Genomic DNA, 18041 nt, shown 5'->3' on the forward strand with positions numbered 1-18041 from the left:
CTTGACCTTAAGAACAGGAACTGAGAATCTTTGAAGCCCCGGGTGGCCGTCAGATCCTTAAGTTCGCCTCGCAACAGCATTGCTTCCGTATACCGATGATATTTTGAGGAATAACGTGTATCCCGCGATGAAGCGCCATCTTGGTCGGGCATCACAATTCTCAATTGACGGCCTGGTTCCTCTCCGGCTCCACTTGAATTGAGAGTCTGCCCAGACAGGCAATTTCTGATTATTTGAGCAAGAAGTATTCCATTTCCGGCACTAGTGGAATTATGTCGGTTTTGAGTCACAAGATTAAAATACGGTTCATCCGACTAAAGCGTACTTCGCATTGTGAAGTGCCAAGATTTTGAGTTTGAAAAATTCCAGGTCTCGAAGACCATAGGCCTGCCGTTTCATCGTTTTGATTTTATTGTTGGTGCCCTCAAGGCAGCCGGTAGATATAGGATAGTCATAATAGGCTCGTATGCCTGAACGATACATGGCCACAGTCTTGGCGAACTTGATGAGCGTAGAGATACCTGAGGCAAAGGCCCTTTGCACCCAATCGTGTAAGATTTTGGTGGCTGTGGTTCTATCGGATTGCATCCAAATCTGGCGCAGGTCTTCTTTCATATAGTAGGCCAGTGCCAAGGGTTGATTGAGTTCCAACACCGCCTTAGGAAGGTGACTAGGGACGGCACTGATATAGGCCGGGGACAGGTCGGTGGCCACGGCTTCAATATGCACCTTTTGCCGCTTGAGGATTTTCCAGAACCGTTTCAGGACTTCGGCACCTTTGCCCTCCCCGACATAGACGACGGCACCACTTTTCAAGTCAAGTACGATGGTCAGGTAGCGATGGCCTTTGCCAATGCTGATTTCATCGATGGCGATCTGCTTAAGTTTATGGAACCGGGGGAAGCAAAACGTCTCATCAGGTTTCGTTTCCGAATATCTTTGATGACTGTCAAGGCATTGCGATTCTCGAAAATAGTTCTTGAAGTTCTATTCTTGATTGCATATCATCTCAACGGGTTTCGATAAGAAAGGATGCCCATGCGACCGTCCGTTGTGCTCGACATGAAGCGAAGCGCGGTGCGCGAAGCGGTAAGCCGCTTCCGCACGGCGAACCCGCGCGTCTTCAGTTCGGTGCTGCATGGCACCGACCGGGACGGCAGCGACCTCGACCTGTTGGTTGACGCGCTGCCTGGTGCCACGTGGTTGAACTTGGGCGATTTGGAAGAAGAACTGAAATTGCTGCTCGGCGTTGACGTTGATTTGCTGACGTCTAGCGACCTGCCGCCGAAGTTCCGGGCCAAGGTGCTCGCGGAGGCGCAGCCGGTATGAGCGAAAACCGTCTGCCCGATTACCTCGATCACATACAGCAGGCCGCGACCGAAGCCTGTGGCTTCGTGGAAGGCTTGGGCAAGGACAACTTCCTGGCTGACAAGCGCACCCAGCAGGCCGTCATCATGAGCCTCATCATCATCGGCGAGGCCGCCACAAAGGTGTTAGGCCCTGACCGAATCTATTTACACCCGTAAGGAAATTTTCTACAGTGGACATTCCACGAATATTCAACATCACTGAAAGTGCTCACCGCATCCACAACCCGATCACACCCGAAAAGCTCGCCACTCTCGGCGCGGCGCTGCGCCTGGAATCGGGGACTCGTGTGCTCGACCTCGGCAGCGGTTCGGGGGAGATGCTATGCACCTGGGCACGCGATCACGGCGTCATCGGCACCGGCATCGACATGAGCCAGTTGTTCACCGAGCAAGCGAAACTCCGCGCTGAAGAACTCGGGGTCGCCGATCGAGTCGAGTTCATCCACGGCGACGCTGTCGGCTACGTCGCCGACGAAAAGGTCGGAGTGGCAGCCTGTCTCGGTGCCACGTGGATCGGTGGGGGAGTCGTCGGCACTATCGAGCTTCTGGCGCAGAGCTTGCGCACCGGAGGGATCATCCTCATCGGCGAGCCCTACTGGCGGCAGTTACCGCCGACGGAAGATGTTGCCAAGGGGTGTCTTGCCAACTCAATCTCCGACTTTCTCATGCTTCCGGAACTTCTTGCGTCTTTCGGCCACCTTGGCTACGACGTCGTTGAAATGGTTCTGGCTGACCAAGACGGCTGGGATAGATACGAGGCGGCCAAATGGCTCACCATGCGCCGATGGCTTGAAGCCAATCCCGACGACGAGTTCGCCAAAGATGTTCGAACCAAACTGACCTCGGAACCCGAGCGCTACGCCGCTTATACGCGTGAATACCTGGGTTGGGGTGTGTTCGCGCTGATGCCGCGGTGAGGCGTTGACGCACCCGGCGGATCCTCAACGGCTGTGCCGCGCCACAGCTGGTGGCTCGCCGAGATGTGATTGCGCCTAAATTCATTTCTTATGGTCTAGTTATCCGTGCAATCAACCCGACGCTGGTACGCTGGACGGGTGCAGTCAGGCCTCGCCAGTAAGGAAATTTGGTCTTGAGTTGCTTAACCACGATCCGCTTGATATCTTTTTCTTGCATGGAAAGCTCCTGGTATTTATTAAGATCGACCATCTCAATTATACCAGCTTTCCATGCATAACTCTATAATATAATTAATTATATTGTATTTTTCTTAACAGGCTTTTCAAATGATTTTTCTAAAAAGGCGAACAAAGAGTTACTCTCCCCCTTGTTAATATTTTTTCGGTCACAGAGAGTAATTGTCGTTCTCGTTCCGTTAAAAATATCCCTTGATCGATCTGAGATGGATAATCAATTCGCAATTGGGAGAATCCTAACTTAAATTCTTTTCCGATTGAGTCATCAATCATTTTTTCTAAAACTAGTGATGGGACCGCTACGGATTCAAGGAAACGAACCTGATAACCCTTAAATTTACTGCGTGCAATTAGTGTTCGGGGTAAATCCAGTTGGCGGGAATGAATTGGCTTTGCTGTCTCGGTTACGGAATCAGAACCATCATGCTCAAACGGCATGGTTCCTTTACAGCTTGGGTATCTTGAGCAACCATAAAATTTATTCCCCGCATGAATTCCTCTCCTGGCAGTTCTTAATACCATCGGGGAGTTGCACTTTGGGCACTTGGGTTCAACCATAAAGAAATCCTGAATTTATTTATTTTCAATCATTAGTGTCCGGCACAATAATTGAGTAAGTCCATCTGGTTATTTATGGAGGTAGGCGGACGTTTTTTTGGACAAATGGTTTCCCAAAGTGAACGTCGTTCCATCAATGTGGCTTGAATGAGTCGAGACGATTCTAAGATGCCGATATTTATGGTGGTTTTTATTTTTAACCAGATGAGCAGCAAATAGGCTATTAAAGCAGTCCAGATTTGGATTAAGACGGCATTTCGGGAAGTGCCATAAAAGGTTTTGATTTTCAGATTCTGTTTGACCCACTTGAAAAAAAGCTCTATCTGCCAACGTTGTCGGTAAAGATCTGCGATGGCGAGGGCAGACAGGTCAAAGCGATTGGTTAAAAAGACATATTCTTTGCCAGTTTCAGGGTCTCGGTAGTGCACCCGGCGCAGGGTGCCTTGATAGCTATGAAGACCATGCTCGGAGTTCAAACGGATGATCTCGTCAGTTAGAACCCTGTCAGGAGCGGGATTTTTCAACGTTTCGATGACCTCGAAGCAGGCATTGGATTTCAGTCGGGTCACAAACCAGACGCCTTTCTGGTGGAGGCGATGCAGCCAGGCATAATCGATGTAACCACGGTCAAAAATTAATAAATCACCTGGATCGAATTGCAGCGTTTTGGCAATTTGCATGTCGTGAATCTTGGCTTCGGTCAGGATGACGCATTTCGGCAGCATATCCGTTATCACCGTATGCAACTTAATGCCAGCCTTGCGGGCTCGAAAGTAAGTCCAGGGGAAAACGCTGGCACAGAGATCAATGGTGGTCGAATCAAGGATTTTTATCTTGGACTGCCGTTTATTGTTACGGGTCATCTCGCTATAGAAGCGGTGCAATAATTTGTGATAAACCTCTTCAAAAATAATGGCCGGACATTGTTCATTAGCCTCTGCCAGGGTAGAGCGTTTCACCTCGGACTGGCCCAAGTGATAAAGTTTCTTGACGTGTTGATCGAGACTAAACACCAAATCCCGGAGACTCTTGCGACTACTGAATTGGGCGTATAGCATGGCGCCAAACTGTGACCAATATGAAAATGTTCTGGGCTTCGGGCCTGCCCAGGAATGGGTATCAACGATATGGTCGAAAACATGTCTCGGTACTAGTTGTAGCATTTGCCCCAAAGATTGTGTTAAGATGTGCCATAGCCCCCTTAACTCTCCTATGTTATTTGGTTTTTAGGTAAAACGTTATAACAAAAATGGCGGTTATGGGGACTTTTTTATTAAATATTATTTGACTTTTTTACGTATCATCTACCGGACAGCAGTGATTTTTTTTAATAATTCTTTGCAATATCCTCCAGCAAGATCGCGTTCATGTTCATACAGTGCTGCATCTCTATTGTGAGCTAATGGTGTCCTGATCTTTGCCAGCAAGTTGCTGTGAGGATTCCAATACTTTGTATCCTTTCCCATTATCGATTTAAAGACATCCCATTCAGCAAAAATAATGGCAAATAAATCTTTTGGATAAGAAAAATCTAGCAAAGAATTTGATGCCCTGCTACCAAAAGTTTTTTCTTCTTTTTTTTGGGCTACCTGGCATTGTTCGAATATGTTTTTCAGATGTGGCCGTGCCTTTAATAATTTTTCAACCCAGTTATCTCCATATTTTTTAATCATGGTATTGGTAATAAAATTTCGGAGAGTAATTTCTGTTTCCCTCCATAATGACCAAAGATCGCTCTGACGTTCTATCATCTTTAAATAGTCTTGAAAGTGTTTTGAAAATGCGACATATTCTCCTTGGTCAGAGACTAATATTAAAGAATAACGAAGTAATTCCTCCGCATCAGTTTGCTTGACATCAAAAACAGGCCCAAAGAGAATTTGAAGCATTTTATCAAGGGTACCATCTTCTTTTAAGATATTGATCATATGATCATAGTGATCGAGGAAAGATCCTCTAACGCGAAGAGCAGCTTTATCTATATCTATTCCTTGATTTTCTCTAAGTGCTTCGACAAGTTCATACCCTATCATTTCTAACAGATAAGGATGTCCACCGCATATGATATTCAGATCCTCTTGCTGATCGGTTGTCATATTTATTCCGACATTTGAAAAACACTTAAAATACTGTTGCAAATCTTCTTGATTAAACATGCCCAAATAATGTTTATGAAAAATCCCATCAAGAGTTGAAATAGCCTTAGTTTGTAATTCAATTTCCCGAAGTGAGCGTCTTGAGGTAGTAATAAAGGTTACACGCCATTCTGGTCGATAAGAAAGTTCCCGTAATCCCTGAAAACCGGAAATATCTCCTTTAAATAAGAGCCTGGCATGGTCAAATTCGTCTAATATAAATATAATGCGATAACCATATTGACGAACCTTTTCAAAATATCTTTGAATTCTTCTATAGCCTTCACCCCAGGATAATTCATCCTCTAAAGCACGGTTAGCAGCAACTTTGATTGTATCAGTGACCAATCCCAAGTCATCCATTTCATCATAGCAACTAGTAACGAGGGAACGAAAAAATATTGCAGCTCTATCATAAGTTGCTAAATTGATCCAAATTGGAAGCATGTTTTTAGCCTGGAGATCAATTCGACGTTCCATAGTCGCTTTATAAACCAGACTACTCTTCCCTATGCGATAATCTCCTATTATTGCAAGATTACCAGATTCAAAGGGACGAATAACTCTATTTTCTATGGCTTCCAAGCTTTCTCGACGTCCGATAAATCGATTACCGCTAACTATTCCACCGTAATCAGAAAAAGGATTTTCAAAATAAGATGACATTTTTATTCCTATTGATGGGCAATTAGCCATTCATTAAAGAGGCCGACTTGGATTAAATAATATTGGCCTCCCTCTCGTTCAATAACTTCTCGTTTGACAAGATCGTCGAGTATTTCATCAACGGGCTTAGAGGTTTCACAAAGAATATTATAACGATTACAGGGACCCGTTTTACTGTTGAAAGCTATTGCTGTTAATACTTTATTGGCATCTTCGTTACTAATGGCGTCTTCAGAGGTATCGCCAGAATTTAAAAGATTATCAAATTTATCAAGATCTAAGGCATTAGGCCCTCGAATTAGATCATCTTTTACTTGCTCAATATCTGCTTCGGTAACTAAACGGGCATGCTTCCTATTCATATAATCTACCAAGCGATTACAAAGGATTTGAATGTAAAAAGGACTACCAGCCGTTAAATTAATTATACGGTCCATCGCCTTTTCCCGGTAGCGACTTTCACCTTGACGACCGCCTATACGAATCGGTTCATCAATAAGCTTAATTGCATCTTCGCGCTTTAGATAGGTAACCCGTTCATCTTGTGCTATTCCGAACTCATTAGGAAAGCGCTGTTTGAATTTTGGCATAACATCTTGACCTACAAGAACAGCACTAAAATAGTTTTCCTGTAATAACGCTTTCCAATTTTTCATAAAGTTTTCAGGAAGACTTCCTGCCGTAATATAACCATAAATATAAGAAAATTCATCTATAAGTAAAATAATTCGGGAATTGCGCCACTCTTGTGATTTTTCACAAGAACGTCTAAATTTTTCAAATATATTTCTAAAGAGGCTGAGTGGACTATGATGTTCATAAAATCCTTTTTCACTAGGGATAGTAATTCCTAATGAAGCAAATCCATTACTCACCTTATCTTCAAGAGCATATTCTAATTTTCTTAATATCTCGAAAAGTATTTGATATAATAGAGGTATTTTTGAATGATCATCCAATATTTTTCCTATATTTCCTATATCAATAATTAATAATTCTTTATTAGAAGTTAGTTTGGTTTTAAGATGATGCAAAATTGATGATTTGCCTGCACGAGCCTGGCCAAAAATGACAACACATTTACTTTGTAGGCGAGATTCCATAATGGTTTTCGCCACATTTATAATCAGCTCCTCCCTACCGTAAAACATTCTTGGATCACCGACAATCCCTCCCTCAGCATAAGCTGCATAAGGATTATCTATTTTTTCAAATTCAGTCTCGGAATAAAGACGTATTGAGAAATTTTTGATGGAAGTCGATATGACCTCCCCAGATCTAGTTCTATATTGAGTATATACCGGTAAGGAAAATGTCTGAGAATTTATTGTCTCTTTGCTTAAATGAAGCGGCACCCGGAGAATGAATTGTTCCGCTCCCCTCAGAGAGCGGTCCAGTTTGATATCAGGCACTTTGAGATCAAAGGCTGCTTCATGTTCCTGTTGTTGTATAATTAATTCTAATGCTTCAGCTGGACTACATCCGATCCGATTGTTAACGGCAATTTGAACTTCAATATCTTGATTGTTATCAGGAAAATATGATTCAACCGGTAATCGGAGGGTTAACTGAGGCATAGAGCTTTTATATAGTTCTTCTAAATATGAGGCAGCTTTATTTTTGATTTCCCAAATGACTGGGAATAAATCTTCAACGGAAAATTTTGTTGGACTATTTTCAATTTCCATTAGTAAATCTTGACAGCGATTGCCAATTTGAAGAGAAAGACGTTCTTTTTCTTCAAATGTTGTTTGATTACACAATTCTAACGAAGTTTCAAATATATTACGCAATTGGAGCATTCTTTCTTGGTCGAGATCTATAGAGGGTCTTTCACTAAGCTTTTTGATCACTTGCAAAATATTTTCTAAGGATGCTGTAGTAAATTCCATATTGGACAATAAGCGAACTTCGTTAGAAACATTACGTGCAGCTTCTGCACTCTTTTTTTGCAGCATATTCCACAATGTCACAAAATCATTTAATTTCATTGATGACTTACCAGCTGATATTTCTGCACTTTTCAAGAATTCTAAAGCCATCGCCTGGTGAGATGCTTTGTCATAAAGTCGGTTTAATATCCGATTTGCAGCATATCGGCTACGAAATACAAGATAAGCAATTGAATTGAATACTTTAACCCCTTCTGGGTGATTTGTCAGAACAAAATCTAATGTTTCATCAATAGAAGGAATATTTGGCTTCATTGGAATATTGGTTTGTCCTAAGGTAGAATATAAAAATCTAACTAACGCATTTACGGCATCTTGTTCATCCTTGCTCTTTCTATCCCCATCATATGCGCTCAGAGCTTCAGCGTAATATGCCCGGGCTGCAGCCAGAGGTCTGCCTTCAATGACAATAGCATCACCCTTTGAAGCGAAGCAACGACCAAGATACCGTGAAAAATAATTAGGATCACCCTCTTCTAAAAGTGATGCTATTTTAGCTGCAGAAAGGTAATATGCAGCACGATCTGATGGTCTGCTAGTACCCAACTTAGTTGCCAGTTCTTCTAACTTTTTTATATCATGCGGGCTGAAGGTTTGTTTTTGAACTCGATCAGCTTGCACTCCCTCATATTTACAACGATCAAGAAAAAACCTTGTAAACCTTGAAATATCTCCTGAAAAAGCTGTTAGTGTTGTTTCGATGACAATTTCGTCAATTTTTACAGGTTGTCCTGCTATGGCTTGATTGATTGCTTCGAGTATCTCTGCCGACTTAACATCAGTAGAGATATTAAGGATTTTTTGAAGCAATTTTTTTGCTTCGTCATAATGGCCTTGCTTTGATAAACATATAGCGATGTTTCTTTGTACCGTTACATTATCAGGCTGCTTGGTAAGGATTTTTCTAAAAAATTGCTCGGATTGACCGTAGTCTCCCTTTTTTAAATTCATAAGTGCAATCTGAAATAAATAAGGTGCCCTTTTAATCTCATTATCAGCCTGTTTAAGTTTTTTCTGAAGGAGGGTTATGGCATGATCATATTGACCAGCATTTTGATACGAAGTAATTAATAAGTTATCTATGGATTTAGGATCACTACTTACCTGCTTATGGCTTTCTAATGTTTTAATAGCTTCTTCTGGTTTGCCTTGTTGGACTAATACTGATGCTAAATCTTTAACTGCACTTTCGGTATTATCTCCTCTTTTAATAGCTTCACGTAGTAATTGAACAGCCTTGTCGAGATCTTTTTCGATTAGTTGTGCCCTTTTTGCCCTAGCATAAGGAGTACTCCCTTTTGGTACACCAGTCACTCGTGTGTATTCACGCCACTTATTCTGTAATTCCTTAGCGCTAGGGTATTCTGGGTCAATTTCTATAAGTTTATTAATCTGGGCAATGGCTTGGGGATAATCACCTTCATTAGCGTATTCTGACGCTCGACTTAACATCTCATCCATGGTTCGAAACATCAATATCCTAATTGCTACAGGTCCTTTTATACCTTGGGCAACATCAAATATTACTGGTATCCTTTCCCCTGGATTCAGATAAAGGACTTTGTCCAATAATTCATTATCTAAAATTGCACTTCGATGAAAAAAGTAATCATCTCCATCGATACCCTCTAAAAATCCATAATTTCTATCTCGTTTAAAATTATATATGTATCCTTGAGGTTGGTGATTATCTTCTTTTTCAAGGTGGTTATCCTCCTCTAATTCAGTTAACTCTGATTTTATAATTTGATAACCCTCGCCTAATTGTTCCCCTAAAAAGTTGAGCATATTCTTTATTATGGTTATTGCTTCTTTATTCTCTGACCTGTCTCTCAAAATGTTTATTGCAGAATCGTTATTATTGATACATAAAAGTAAGTATATTCCTGTTTCTATCATGATATTTATTTCTTCATCAGAGATATTGGTTCCTTTATTAATTAATATATTGTTCAATATTCCGTAATTTGAATGCTCATTAATTAACTTAACCAAGACATACCACGCCTTCATTTCTTGAAAAAATTTTACATTATAAAAATAATTTTCTAATCCATAGCATGCCAATTCTTCATTCCCATTTATAATTCCCAAGACGGCCAAATTATACCAATCTATTAATTCTTTTGATTTCGCTGCCGTTTCTTTATAGAGGTCCAAAGCCTTCTTATAATCTTTACAAAGCCATAAAATATAGGCTAACTGTCTTTTAATACTTGGAGAATTAGGAAATCGACCCGAAAGAGCTATCATTTCATGGAGAATCGGTTGAATTCTACCGAATTTTTCACTTAGTTCATTTACTTTTACTGCGTAATTATATTTTTCCCTAAGTTTATTCCAAATGTTCTTAGCATCATGGGCCTGTTTGCCTATAATTTCGTCATCGGGTAATATAAAATCAGGATTTTTGAGTTCATTAATATTTGCTACCTGAAGCTCAGCATTAAAACGAGCCTTTATTTCAATAAGTTGCTTATCTAATTCTTGATTGGTAATATCCTGAGATTGGGGAACGTCTTTCAGTTTATTGGTCTTATCATAAGCAAATGATTCAATTTGATCACTTGAATCTGTCAGTTCTTCCCACATTCCAATCATTTCTGCAATAATCGTCTTAATCTGACCTTCAGATTTTAATGTGACATGATTAAGACTAATTTCCGTCAATATGCCCGATACCTCTTTACCAGTTTTAAGATGTAAGGTTATATTAGTTCCCAAGGGAATTTGTTTTTGAATCAATCGAATAATCTCTTCCATGGGAAAATATCTCTCTTTTATTATTTCAATTATTATATCAAAAAATAATTGTTATTATGAATGATATTATGATCATTATCTCTGGGAAAACAGAATCAAGATTCTCGAGATAATTTAAGACTGTTGCAAAACGTATCGAAAATACTACGTGAAATTGATATCAAAAAGGCTCGTGAAATTGCCTAACATGTGGTAATATCAAGGAAATACATTTTCCGAGGTTGATATGACCAATAAAGGCGGAGCCAACGGTTCATTTTTTGGCAACCATATTTATGAAAACCTCCTAGCCCGGCGATCGCACCTCCAGTATGAACTGAGTCAGGTGGTGGATTTCAGTTTTGTTCGAAATATCTGCCGGGATTTTTATGTTGATTGGGGCAGGTACGCTTGGGATCCGGTGCTGATGTTCAAGATGGTCTTTCTCCAATTTCTCTATGATCTTTCCGATCGCGAGGTAAAAGAGCAGATTACCTTCAACATGGCCTTCAAGTGGTTTCTGGGTCCGAGTGCTGAGGAGTTCCCGCCGGACCACACCACCTTGTGCCGCTTCCGGCAACGTTTGGGGGCCGATGGTTTCCGGACCTTTTTCAACGCGGTGGTGGAGCAAGCCAGAAGCCAGGGCTTTGTTTCTGATCGACTGCATATCCTGGATGTGTAAATGTCATAATTATAAGATATAAACATAATTTCTCAAGATAATTCCTATGTATAAAATTGGTTGTCTTCATATTGTAATAACCCAGAGCGAAGTCTTTAATTGAACTTTCGAAATCAAGTATATTTAGCTAAATATTCAATGCTTCCTCTCCAACCGATACCGCAGCCGGTAATCCCTATCATACACCTTATCGCCACCCGTCCGATATTTTAATCGGTATTCCCGATCATAAATTTTACCATCATCAACCCGGTAGCGCAGCGTATAATCCCGGTCGTAGATTTTGTTGCCATCGATGCGATATTGCTGGCGGTAATTTCGGTCATAAACTTTTCCGCCCCGGATGCGGTATTGGAGGCGGTAATTATCATCATAGACATCCACATCTTCCGCTGCTGCAGTAGGAAATACCCCAGAGATAATTGCCAGCAGCAAAAATATCGTCAGACCCATATAACCAAATGTATCGGCTCGGCTGTGGCTCCACATAAGCTTTTATACCTCGCGTTATCTCACCAGGTTATGGCGTCTCCCAGAAGCCCGGCGCAAGGGTCTTCCATTATTGCCGGTTCTCTGACCGATATCTTTCTGAAAAAGGCTCAATTGCAAAATCTGCTCCTCAAACTCCAAACCGGCACCAACGACGTTCTCTGATTCAAGCCGCATATCCCACCCGAGAGAAACAGATTTTCTCCTATCCAGAGGGGATTTAGCCGCATCTGCCAGAAAGCCGATTAATATATTAAACGAACGGGAAGTCTGTTCTTTCGGAGCCTCAATATCATTTTCGAGAGCATCCATGACATAACTCGAGACCAATTTATGGTAGAGGAGTTGAAATTTGTCATGGTTCCCTAAATATTCGACCCCGGCTATATTGCCATCAATAAACACCGCCAGGCCCATTTGTTTATCCACCAGGGAAAAGTTTTTCAGATAATCTTCGGTGATATCTTTTTTGGCTTCACAGAGATCGGACAAGGCCATGGTGGGAGAGGGGGGTGCCTGACAGCGGACAAATTTCCGCTCAATCTCTTGCCAAATCTCACCCTGGTCCGAAGCAAAGGAACCTGATTGACGCACCCTTTCATGGACAGATTGTGCTTTACTCTTGCGCAAACAAGCGCTCATGGTTCGGTTGGCGCTGCTGAATTCCCGGCTTTTATATGACCAACGTCCCTGCTCGATACAGGAAACCGGAATTAAAGACTCAGAATTGGGAGCCAATAAAATCGTGACATTCAAGACCCGATTCTGCTTAGCCCCTACCAGTTCCTCTCCATCCAATAATAAAATTTTCTGCTTGGAATTATTGACCACCTTTAATTCGGGAACCCGGCCTGATTCATCGATTTCCGTGATAACCAAGGCGCTCAGGGCCAGGGCCTCATCCAGGGTAATAAATTCCACCTGAGCACCTTGGTTAGCCAGTAAAGGGAAGATAGCCATATTTTTATAGAACTGCTCCGGGCCTACCGATATATCGGCCAGAAATGACGCCAGAATATTTTCCATATCTTGATACCTCCCATAGTCTGCTCAAGTTTCCAATTAGTAATTTGTGGAAATCATCTCCTGTTCGGTTCCCTGATAGAATCCCGCATAGTGGATGGAAGCACATTCAGGGCAAAAAGTATGGCTGAAAATCACTCCTTGATAATCAGCCTGATAATCATTCCTCTCATGCCAATTCCCTTTTTCATCCCTGATTTTAAGGCAAATACAGCAGGTGGGAAGGATGACCGGTGATTTTTCTGTCCGGAGATTTTCTGGTGAATACATTTTCTTTTCTATGGTCGGTGAATAAATATCCAGCAGCCAGCATACTAATATTGCGAAGGCGCCAATTATGCCGTATATGACAATCTCCATATCCATTGCCTTTCTCCTGTCTTCATGTTTTTACCCTAACCGTTGCTTTCCCAACGTAGCTGAAAAGAATATAACTCATTAGAAAGTCAACCGTTGTCTTATGAGCTGGGCTATGCTAAAAAATAATTATGAACGAGAAAAGGCGACCGACCTATCCGGCAGCATTGAATATGGCCAAGTTGATTTATACGCTGGCTATGCAAGGCCGCTCTCTGACCCTGGAAGATATCCTGAGAATTCTTGACATCTCTGAAAGAACGGCCAGGCGCTATCTCAAGGCCATGAATGAATTTCTCAGCAACCGCCAAGGAGAGCCTTTAATTAGGGTTACCAGAACCGGTGGGGTGGAACGATGGCGATTGAACGAAACCATGCCCTTGGAAGCCACGCCCTATCAATTGATGTCGCTCTACCTGGGCTCAATCCTCATGTCCTCTTTAGACCAAACAGTGGTTCGGGATGGATTGATGGATATGTTTGCTGATCTGGAAGAGACAATTCCTCTGGCACAACGGGCTCTTTTGAAAAATTACCAGAAGAAATTTTATACCACCGGGTTTGGCAGCAGGAGTTATGAAGAGGTGGATGAACATATTGATGTGGTTCTCCGAGGACTTTTAAATCAGTTTAAGCTGGAATTATTTTACCGATCTCAGAAAGGCGAAAGGCAGTATTTGATTCAGCCTTATACTTTGGTGATGCACCGGGATGCCCTTTATCTGAATGCCTGGGTAGAGAATTATCGGGAAATCAGGACGTTCAGAGTTGATAATATTTTAACGGCCAGATTGACCAAAGATTATTTTGACTATCCTACAGATTATTCACCAGAATCATTTTATGAAAGGTCGTTTGGAGTATTTAAGGGAGACGAAGCCAATCAAATTACCGTGACAATAGAATTTCCCGAAATCCTTTATGATTATGTGGCTAATCGCTCTTGGATTGCCAACCAAGAAATTAGCCCTGTCCAAGATGGCAAATTCCTAATGAAAGTCGTGGTCAGCAATCTCTTTGAAATTTTCCATTGGGTAATGAGTATTGGGAGTGAAGCCAGGGTTATCGAACCTGGCGAATTAATAGAGATGGTTAAGGGAGAGGCGCATAAGATATTGGATGGGTATGGCAACTATAGTCGTTAGTCCGGTCAGACCTAATGGGGCGCTGAGATTTAAAACGAGCTGTGGTTCGCTTTAGTCTATATTTGACAAGCGCACTCACTTGCCATAATTGATTAAAACACCGGTAATCAAGGGGAAAAATAGCAAAAATCAGTGGAGGTTAATTTTGGCGTATCTTGTTAATAACACTCTAAATTAGATATTTATAGTTTCCCTTGGTTACCAGTAGTTTTTTACCCTTCACGCATTCCTCATCAGCAGGTCCGGAATTTAAATCCCCTTGCCGCCTCCAGTAAATGAGCATAAATAGGGACAGACATTATCATCTGATGATAATTAATATCTGTCCCTATTTTTCCGGCCAAGACGGCGGTCAAATTTTTCCTAAGAAATCCCTTGCATAAGACCAGTGCTTTTTTTATATTTCACTATATCAATGATTATTGTTAAAGGAGGAGCTATGCCGCTCACTAAGGCTTCCTTGGTACAGGTGCTCTTTGAGAAAGAGATCTTATCCAAGGCCGAAGCGGCCAAGGTTGTTGATGCCGTGTTTCGGATCATCAAGCAGACTTTGGCAGAAAAGGAAGACGTGCTTATAAGCGGTTTCGGCAAATGGTTGGTAAAAACTAAGAAGGAACGGCGGGGCCGAAATCCTCAGACAGGGCAGGATTTAACCATCGATGCCCGACGGGTGGTAACCTTTCGTGCTTCCGGAGTATTGCGCCGATTGATCAACCAGGAGCCTTCCTCCAGGTGATAACGCCGATTGGGGGATCGTCCAATGGCAGGACAGCGGCCTTTGGAGTCGCCGATAGAGGTTCGAATCCTCTTCCCCCAGCCAGATATTTACTGAAATAATTTTACAGGCATTAAACAGACTGCTTTTCCCCGGTTTCTGCCGTACCTTTCAAGCAATTTCTTAAAATAATTTCGATATAATTGCCGTAACGCTTCTGTTGTTTGGGGCGAATACCAGATTCGCCCCTATCGGATGGCCTGTCGATGCTGTAGTGCTGAAAGGTGGGCACTACCCACCATTCCTTTCTTCCCTAGCGGGTGTGCTTCTCTTTTCAGGGCGTCATCGATGGCTAGAGGATTACATCCTCAACGTGCGGTGGGCGGGTATTCTCTCTACCAGTTGGAAATCTTGCCGCATTCTTGAAACAGCCTCTCCTCGCTGCCGAATCCGAGAAGTTGCCACCGGCCCCAAGAAACCATCGGCCTTCGCCAGATATTCGACCCGATAGGGATCGATGCCCATGAGGCGTGTACAAGTGGCGTCTACGGCTGTTAAGTTGCGGCCCATAACCAGCGCCCGCACCTCTTTGGGCGTCCCCATAATCGGGCCGTCTCCCTCCATGCCGACGATGCCGTCCACGATCGCCAAATGGGGTTTCAAGGTTGCGGCTATATCAAGAATACATTCACTAATTCCGGCCCTATGAAGTACGTTTTTGGGCCAGCCGTAATATATGCCTGGCATAACACCGAAGAGATTCTTCAGGGACAGGGTCACCCCGGCCCAGTGGTGGGTCTTAAGCTTGGCCACTGAAACGATCCAGTCTACCTGGGACAAGGTGGCCGGAAACGTCAAGGTCTTTAGACAGGAAAAGCCACCGGCGTTAACCAAGGGAAACCCTCGATCGTAATTGAGGTCTACGAAAGGTATCCGATCTTCCTGGAGTACCTCAACAAATCCTGATTCTTCCAGGACCATGAGAGTATCATGGTTATGTCCGGGGCCTTCGGCTACTATTACCTTAGCCGCGCCCAACTTCATAAAGGCCTCAACTGCCCCCCGAATGACTAAAGGGTGGGTGTTGATGTGGGGTGCCCCTAAACTGGTTTCCACCAGGTTAGGTTTGAGCAGAATCCGCCTGCCTCGAATCTCCTGACGCTGTATACCGAGCTCTTTAAGACCCGTTAGGAGCACAGCGGCTAGATCGGCCTTGTACGAATGGGCCTGGGCGATAAAAACTGATTCCTCCCTGACTGGACGGAAGAACCTTTTTCCCAAATAATAGCCAACTGCGGTCAGGCCGGTTGCCCCAATCAGCCCTTGGAGGAAGGTTCGGCGGGAGATGGTCATCTTTCTTCCAAAATTCATGGTTTATCTGGGAGACTTGACAAATTCAGCCGGACTTAGCCGACTTCCGGCGGCAGTTCCTTGCCGTATTCCGGTGTAAACCGGGTACAGAGAGAATGTATGTCCTTGGATGTCGTTAAAGCCAGCAGCATCTGGGATATGGCGCTGGCATCGTATGTTCCATACAATTGTTGCCGTTGCCAACATTCATAAAGCAATTCCACTTTTTTGGGTAGCTTTTCTCCCCAGGCCTCCAAACCCATCAAACCCCAACTCAAGGAAAGGGGCGTGCGTATCCGGGATATCCGGTTCCTGAGATATGTCAGGCTGGAGGCGACTTCATTGCTAGTGGCAATATCTGCCAAGGCATTGAGCGCCACGCCGGTGCTCTCCGGCATGGGGTGTAGCTTTTGCCCAAAGACCGAGGTGTTGCCATAATTCCATCCCCCGTCAGGCAACTGCCGGTCCAGAAGCAGGCGTTTGGCTTCTACTACCCTGACATGATCGCCCCATCCCGCTCCTTTGAGGGCAATGACGGTTAGGGAGGTTGGTATCACCCAGGAATGCGTTGCTTCGATCCAAGGCCAGCCTTTGAGGGCGGAGTCGTGTCCGATGATGCCACCGCTCGGTCTGGGAAAATGATAACCGGTGGCATTCAATAGAAAAGTGATGGCCCGAAGTTGGGCCTCCTGGAACTCCGGTGCCTGATTCCAGGCCAGTACAGCCAAGGGAGTTGGCCAAAAGGCAGTGGGATGATCGCTCCCAAGGCTCACCCGACCATCCGGCCATTGGTTTGCAATAAGCCGGTTTCGGAGGGGATGAAGTTCTTCAGCTCCAGCACCCGCAGCCTGCAATGCCAATATGGTCCAGGCCTGGAGATCAGGTCGGCTATGGGTATGGGACTGATTCTCAAGGCTTTGATCAACAACGAGTTTACCTCTGAGCGCCGATATCAGGGTTGCGGTTAATATATCCATGTTATTAATATTATTATTAATTAGCATATTGCAAAAAATTAAAGTCTCATTATTAGCGGCCGATAAATATCATAAGGAGGGAGCGTGTTAAATTAATATCGGCAAAGATCATGGTAACTTCAATTTCATTAAAGGTGAACTCACCTGGTTATTAAGCTAACCTGTTTTAGTAACTGCGAACGCCTGGAGTGAGCTGCTCAACAGCCAAGTTTCGCCCATCAAGTGTGCAGGTAAACGTGTAGAAACTTGGCATCTTAAGGCAGGAGGGGAAATTGAGATGAAGAAGATATTGTTCCCGGCAGACAGGTTTGACCGCCGTCAGGAGGGTGCCGTTTCGGTTGAGTTTGCTATAGTTTTACCCGTGCTACTATTATTAATACTGGGGGGCATGGATTTAGGTCATATGCTTTACATAAAACATATTATTACTAATGCCAGCCGAGAGGGGGCTCGTTTTGCTGCGAAGTATACCGGAAACAATATCTCTCCGACCTCTGAAGACATCTCTAATTATGTAAAATCAACATCAGGGCTTAACTATGACAGCTTCAATTTGGATAACTTGGTTGTTGCCGGAAGCTACAGTGGTACGTCTCCAAATAGAATTGCCACTATTACTGTTCAGGCAGATAAGTATTGGTGGATACTCGGCAGCGTACCGGGATTTATCAATCCGAAACAACTCACAGCCACGACGGCTATGGTGTTGGAAGGGCCCTGAAGGAG

At 43.3% G+C, this 18041-nt stretch carries 17 protein-coding genes, 1 tRNA gene and 2 pseudogenes; 9 read left to right on the forward strand and 11 right to left on the reverse strand.

The window, feature by feature from the left end:
* Nucleotides 1-306 precede the first annotated feature (306 nt).
* Nucleotides 307-944, reverse strand: a pseudogene (locus DESAC_RS09580) (ISL3 family transposase); the annotation flags it as partial.
* 94 nt (nucleotides 945-1038) lie between these two features.
* Here DESAC_RS09580 and DESAC_RS09590 point away from each other — a divergent pair.
* The 3 genes and pseudogenes from DESAC_RS09590 to DESAC_RS09600 all read left to right on the forward strand — a co-directional run bounded on the left by DESAC_RS09590 (nucleotide 1039) and on the right by DESAC_RS09600 (nucleotide 2287).
* Entirely contained in the window at nucleotides 1039-1329 is a 291-nt protein-coding gene (locus DESAC_RS09590) for a nucleotidyltransferase family protein (protein ID WP_013706866.1), read from the forward strand.
* A pseudogene (locus DESAC_RS09595) lies at nucleotides 1326-1496 on the forward strand (HepT-like ribonuclease domain-containing protein); the annotation flags it as partial. The gene DESAC_RS09590 and the pseudogene DESAC_RS09595, both read left to right, overlap by 4 nt.
* Nucleotides 1497-1540: 44 nt before the next feature.
* Nucleotides 1541-2287: an SAM-dependent methyltransferase gene (locus DESAC_RS09600; protein WP_013706868.1), complete on the forward strand. Its 747-nt coding sequence runs from the start codon at nucleotides 1541-1543 to the stop codon at nucleotides 2285-2287.
* 88 nt (nucleotides 2288-2375) lie between these two features.
* Here DESAC_RS09600 and DESAC_RS16800 read toward each other — a convergent pair whose 3' ends face one another.
* The 5 genes from DESAC_RS16800 to DESAC_RS09615 all read right to left on the reverse strand — a co-directional run bounded on the left by DESAC_RS16800 (nucleotide 2376) and on the right by DESAC_RS09615 (nucleotide 10598).
* Nucleotides 2376-2504 carry a hypothetical protein gene (locus DESAC_RS16800; RefSeq protein ID WP_013706869.1) on the reverse strand — a complete coding sequence of 43 codons (129 nt, stop codon included), beginning with the start codon at nucleotides 2502-2504 and terminating at the stop codon, nucleotides 2376-2378.
* A gap of 119 nt (nucleotides 2505-2623) precedes the next feature.
* Nucleotides 2624-3082: a topoisomerase DNA-binding C4 zinc finger domain-containing protein gene (locus DESAC_RS16805; protein ID WP_013706870.1), complete on the reverse strand. Its 459-nt coding sequence runs from the start codon at nucleotides 3080-3082 to the stop codon at nucleotides 2624-2626.
* Nucleotides 3083-3114: 32 nt separating this feature from the next.
* Complete coding sequence (locus tag DESAC_RS09605; protein WP_041283913.1) at nucleotides 3115-4245, reverse strand: IS4 family transposase; 1131 nt, start codon at nucleotides 4243-4245, stop codon at nucleotides 3115-3117.
* Nucleotides 4246-4386: 141 nt separating this feature from the next.
* Nucleotides 4387-5883, reverse strand: coding sequence for a Swt1 family HEPN domain-containing protein (locus DESAC_RS09610; protein ID WP_013706871.1), 1497 nt, complete (start codon nucleotides 5881-5883; stop codon nucleotides 4387-4389).
* Between the two features lie 8 nt (nucleotides 5884-5891).
* On the reverse strand, nucleotides 5892-10598 hold the full coding sequence (locus DESAC_RS09615) for a tetratricopeptide repeat protein (protein ID WP_013706872.1): 4707 nt from the start codon (nucleotides 10596-10598) through the stop codon (nucleotides 5892-5894).
* 226 nt (nucleotides 10599-10824) lie between these two features.
* On the opposite strand from DESAC_RS09615, the gene DESAC_RS09620 reads away from it, so the two are divergent.
* Nucleotides 10825-11259, forward strand: coding sequence for a transposase (locus DESAC_RS09620; RefSeq protein ID WP_013706873.1), 435 nt, complete (start codon nucleotides 10825-10827; stop codon nucleotides 11257-11259).
* 135 nt (nucleotides 11260-11394) lie between these two features.
* Here the strand turns inward: DESAC_RS09620 and DESAC_RS09625 are convergent, their stop codons facing one another.
* The 3 genes from DESAC_RS09625 to DESAC_RS09635 are packed head-to-tail and all read right to left on the reverse strand — an operon-like array spanning nucleotide 11395 to nucleotide 13137.
* Nucleotides 11395-11748, reverse strand: a complete 354-nt coding sequence (locus DESAC_RS09625; protein WP_013706874.1) for a hypothetical protein — start codon at nucleotides 11746-11748, stop codon at nucleotides 11395-11397.
* Nucleotides 11749-11766: 18 nt separating this feature from the next.
* The gene (locus DESAC_RS09630) at nucleotides 11767-12774 is read right to left on the reverse strand and encodes an ARPP-1 family domain-containing protein (protein WP_013706875.1); all 1008 of its coding nucleotides are present in this window, start codon (nucleotides 12772-12774) and stop codon (nucleotides 11767-11769) included.
* A gap of 36 nt (nucleotides 12775-12810) precedes the next feature.
* On the reverse strand, nucleotides 12811-13137 hold the full coding sequence (locus DESAC_RS09635; RefSeq protein ID WP_041283914.1) for a hypothetical protein: 327 nt from the start codon (nucleotides 13135-13137) through the stop codon (nucleotides 12811-12813).
* A gap of 275 nt (nucleotides 13138-13412) precedes the next feature.
* Here DESAC_RS09635 and DESAC_RS09640 point away from each other — a divergent pair, with 275 nt between their 5' ends.
* The 3 genes from DESAC_RS09640 to DESAC_RS09650 all read left to right on the forward strand — a co-directional run bounded on the left by DESAC_RS09640 (nucleotide 13413) and on the right by DESAC_RS09650 (nucleotide 15093).
* Nucleotides 13413-14273 (forward strand): helix-turn-helix transcriptional regulator, encoded by an 861-nt coding sequence (locus tag DESAC_RS09640; protein WP_237671356.1) that lies wholly within the window; start codon nucleotides 13413-13415, stop codon nucleotides 14271-14273.
* A 439-nt stretch (nucleotides 14274-14712) separates the two neighbouring features.
* Complete coding sequence (locus DESAC_RS09645; RefSeq protein WP_013706877.1) at nucleotides 14713-15009, forward strand: integration host factor subunit alpha; 297 nt, start codon at nucleotides 14713-14715, stop codon at nucleotides 15007-15009.
* Nucleotides 15010-15019: 10 nt separating this feature from the next.
* A tRNA-Gln gene (locus DESAC_RS09650) sits at nucleotides 15020-15093 on the forward strand.
* A 255-nt stretch (nucleotides 15094-15348) separates the two neighbouring features.
* Here DESAC_RS09650 and DESAC_RS09655 read toward each other — a convergent pair.
* Complete coding sequence (locus DESAC_RS09655) at nucleotides 15349-16341, reverse strand: DUF362 domain-containing protein (protein ID WP_013706878.1); 993 nt, start codon at nucleotides 16339-16341, stop codon at nucleotides 15349-15351.
* A gap of 53 nt (nucleotides 16342-16394) precedes the next feature.
* Nucleotides 16395-17111: a prenyltransferase/squalene oxidase repeat-containing protein gene (locus DESAC_RS15305; RefSeq protein WP_148231224.1), complete on the reverse strand. Its 717-nt coding sequence runs from the start codon at nucleotides 17109-17111 to the stop codon at nucleotides 16395-16397.
* Here DESAC_RS15305 and DESAC_RS09665 point away from each other — a divergent pair.
* Complete coding sequence (locus tag DESAC_RS09665; RefSeq protein WP_041283916.1) at nucleotides 17091-17306, forward strand: hypothetical protein; 216 nt, start codon at nucleotides 17091-17093, stop codon at nucleotides 17304-17306. The two genes, DESAC_RS15305 and DESAC_RS09665, sit on opposite strands and share 21 nt — an antisense overlap.
* Nucleotides 17307-17592: 286 nt before the next feature.
* Nucleotides 17593-18036, forward strand: coding sequence for a TadE/TadG family type IV pilus assembly protein (locus tag DESAC_RS09670; RefSeq protein WP_013706880.1), 444 nt, complete (start codon nucleotides 17593-17595; stop codon nucleotides 18034-18036).
* Nucleotides 18037-18041 lie beyond the last annotated feature (5 nt).

The organism is Desulfobacca acetoxidans DSM 11109 (genome assembly GCF_000195295.1).
Lineage (GTDB): Bacteria > Desulfobacterota > Desulfobaccia > Desulfobaccales > Desulfobaccaceae > Desulfobacca > Desulfobacca acetoxidans.

What these genes read in the sequence shown, in the direction of transcription:
- DESAC_RS09610 (WP_013706871.1), bottom strand. Translation starts at nt 5,883, where the DNA reads ATGTCATCTTATTTTGAAAATCCTTTTTCTGATTACGGTGGAATAGTT.
- DESAC_RS09655 (WP_013706878.1), bottom strand. Translation starts at nt 16,341, where the DNA reads ATGACCATCTCCCGCCGAACCTTCCTCCAAGGGCTGATTGGGGCAACC.
- DESAC_RS09640 (WP_237671356.1), top strand. Translation starts at nt 13,413, where the DNA reads ATGAATGAATTTCTCAGCAACCGCCAAGGAGAGCCTTTAATTAGGGTT.
- DESAC_RS09620 (WP_013706873.1), top strand. Translation starts at nt 10,825, where the DNA reads ATGACCAATAAAGGCGGAGCCAACGGTTCATTTTTTGGCAACCATATT.
- DESAC_RS09645 (WP_013706877.1), top strand. Translation starts at nt 14,713, where the DNA reads ATGCCGCTCACTAAGGCTTCCTTGGTACAGGTGCTCTTTGAGAAAGAG.
- DESAC_RS16800 (WP_013706869.1), bottom strand. Translation starts at nt 2,504, where the DNA reads ATGCAAGAAAAAGATATCAAGCGGATCGTGGTTAAGCAACTCAAGACC.
- DESAC_RS09605 (WP_041283913.1), bottom strand. Translation starts at nt 4,245, where the DNA reads ATGCTACAACTAGTACCGAGACATGTTTTCGACCATATCGTTGATACC.
- DESAC_RS09615 (WP_013706872.1), bottom strand. Translation starts at nt 10,598, where the DNA reads ATGGAAGAGATTATTCGATTGATTCAAAAACAAATTCCCTTGGGAACT.
- DESAC_RS09635 (WP_041283914.1), bottom strand. Translation starts at nt 13,137, where the DNA reads ATGGATATGGAGATTGTCATATACGGCATAATTGGCGCCTTCGCAATA.
- DESAC_RS09590 (WP_013706866.1), top strand. Translation starts at nt 1,039, where the DNA reads ATGCGACCGTCCGTTGTGCTCGACATGAAGCGAAGCGCGGTGCGCGAA.
- DESAC_RS09665 (WP_041283916.1), top strand. Translation starts at nt 17,091, where the DNA reads ATGATCGCTCCCAAGGCTCACCCGACCATCCGGCCATTGGTTTGCAAT.
- DESAC_RS09670 (WP_013706880.1), top strand. Translation starts at nt 17,593, where the DNA reads ATGAAGAAGATATTGTTCCCGGCAGACAGGTTTGACCGCCGTCAGGAG.
- DESAC_RS09625 (WP_013706874.1), bottom strand. Translation starts at nt 11,748, where the DNA reads ATGTGGAGCCACAGCCGAGCCGATACATTTGGTTATATGGGTCTGACG.
- DESAC_RS09630 (WP_013706875.1), bottom strand. Translation starts at nt 12,774, where the DNA reads ATGGAAAATATTCTGGCGTCATTTCTGGCCGATATATCGGTAGGCCCG.
- DESAC_RS16805 (WP_013706870.1), bottom strand. Translation starts at nt 3,082, where the DNA reads ATGGTTGAACCCAAGTGCCCAAAGTGCAACTCCCCGATGGTATTAAGA.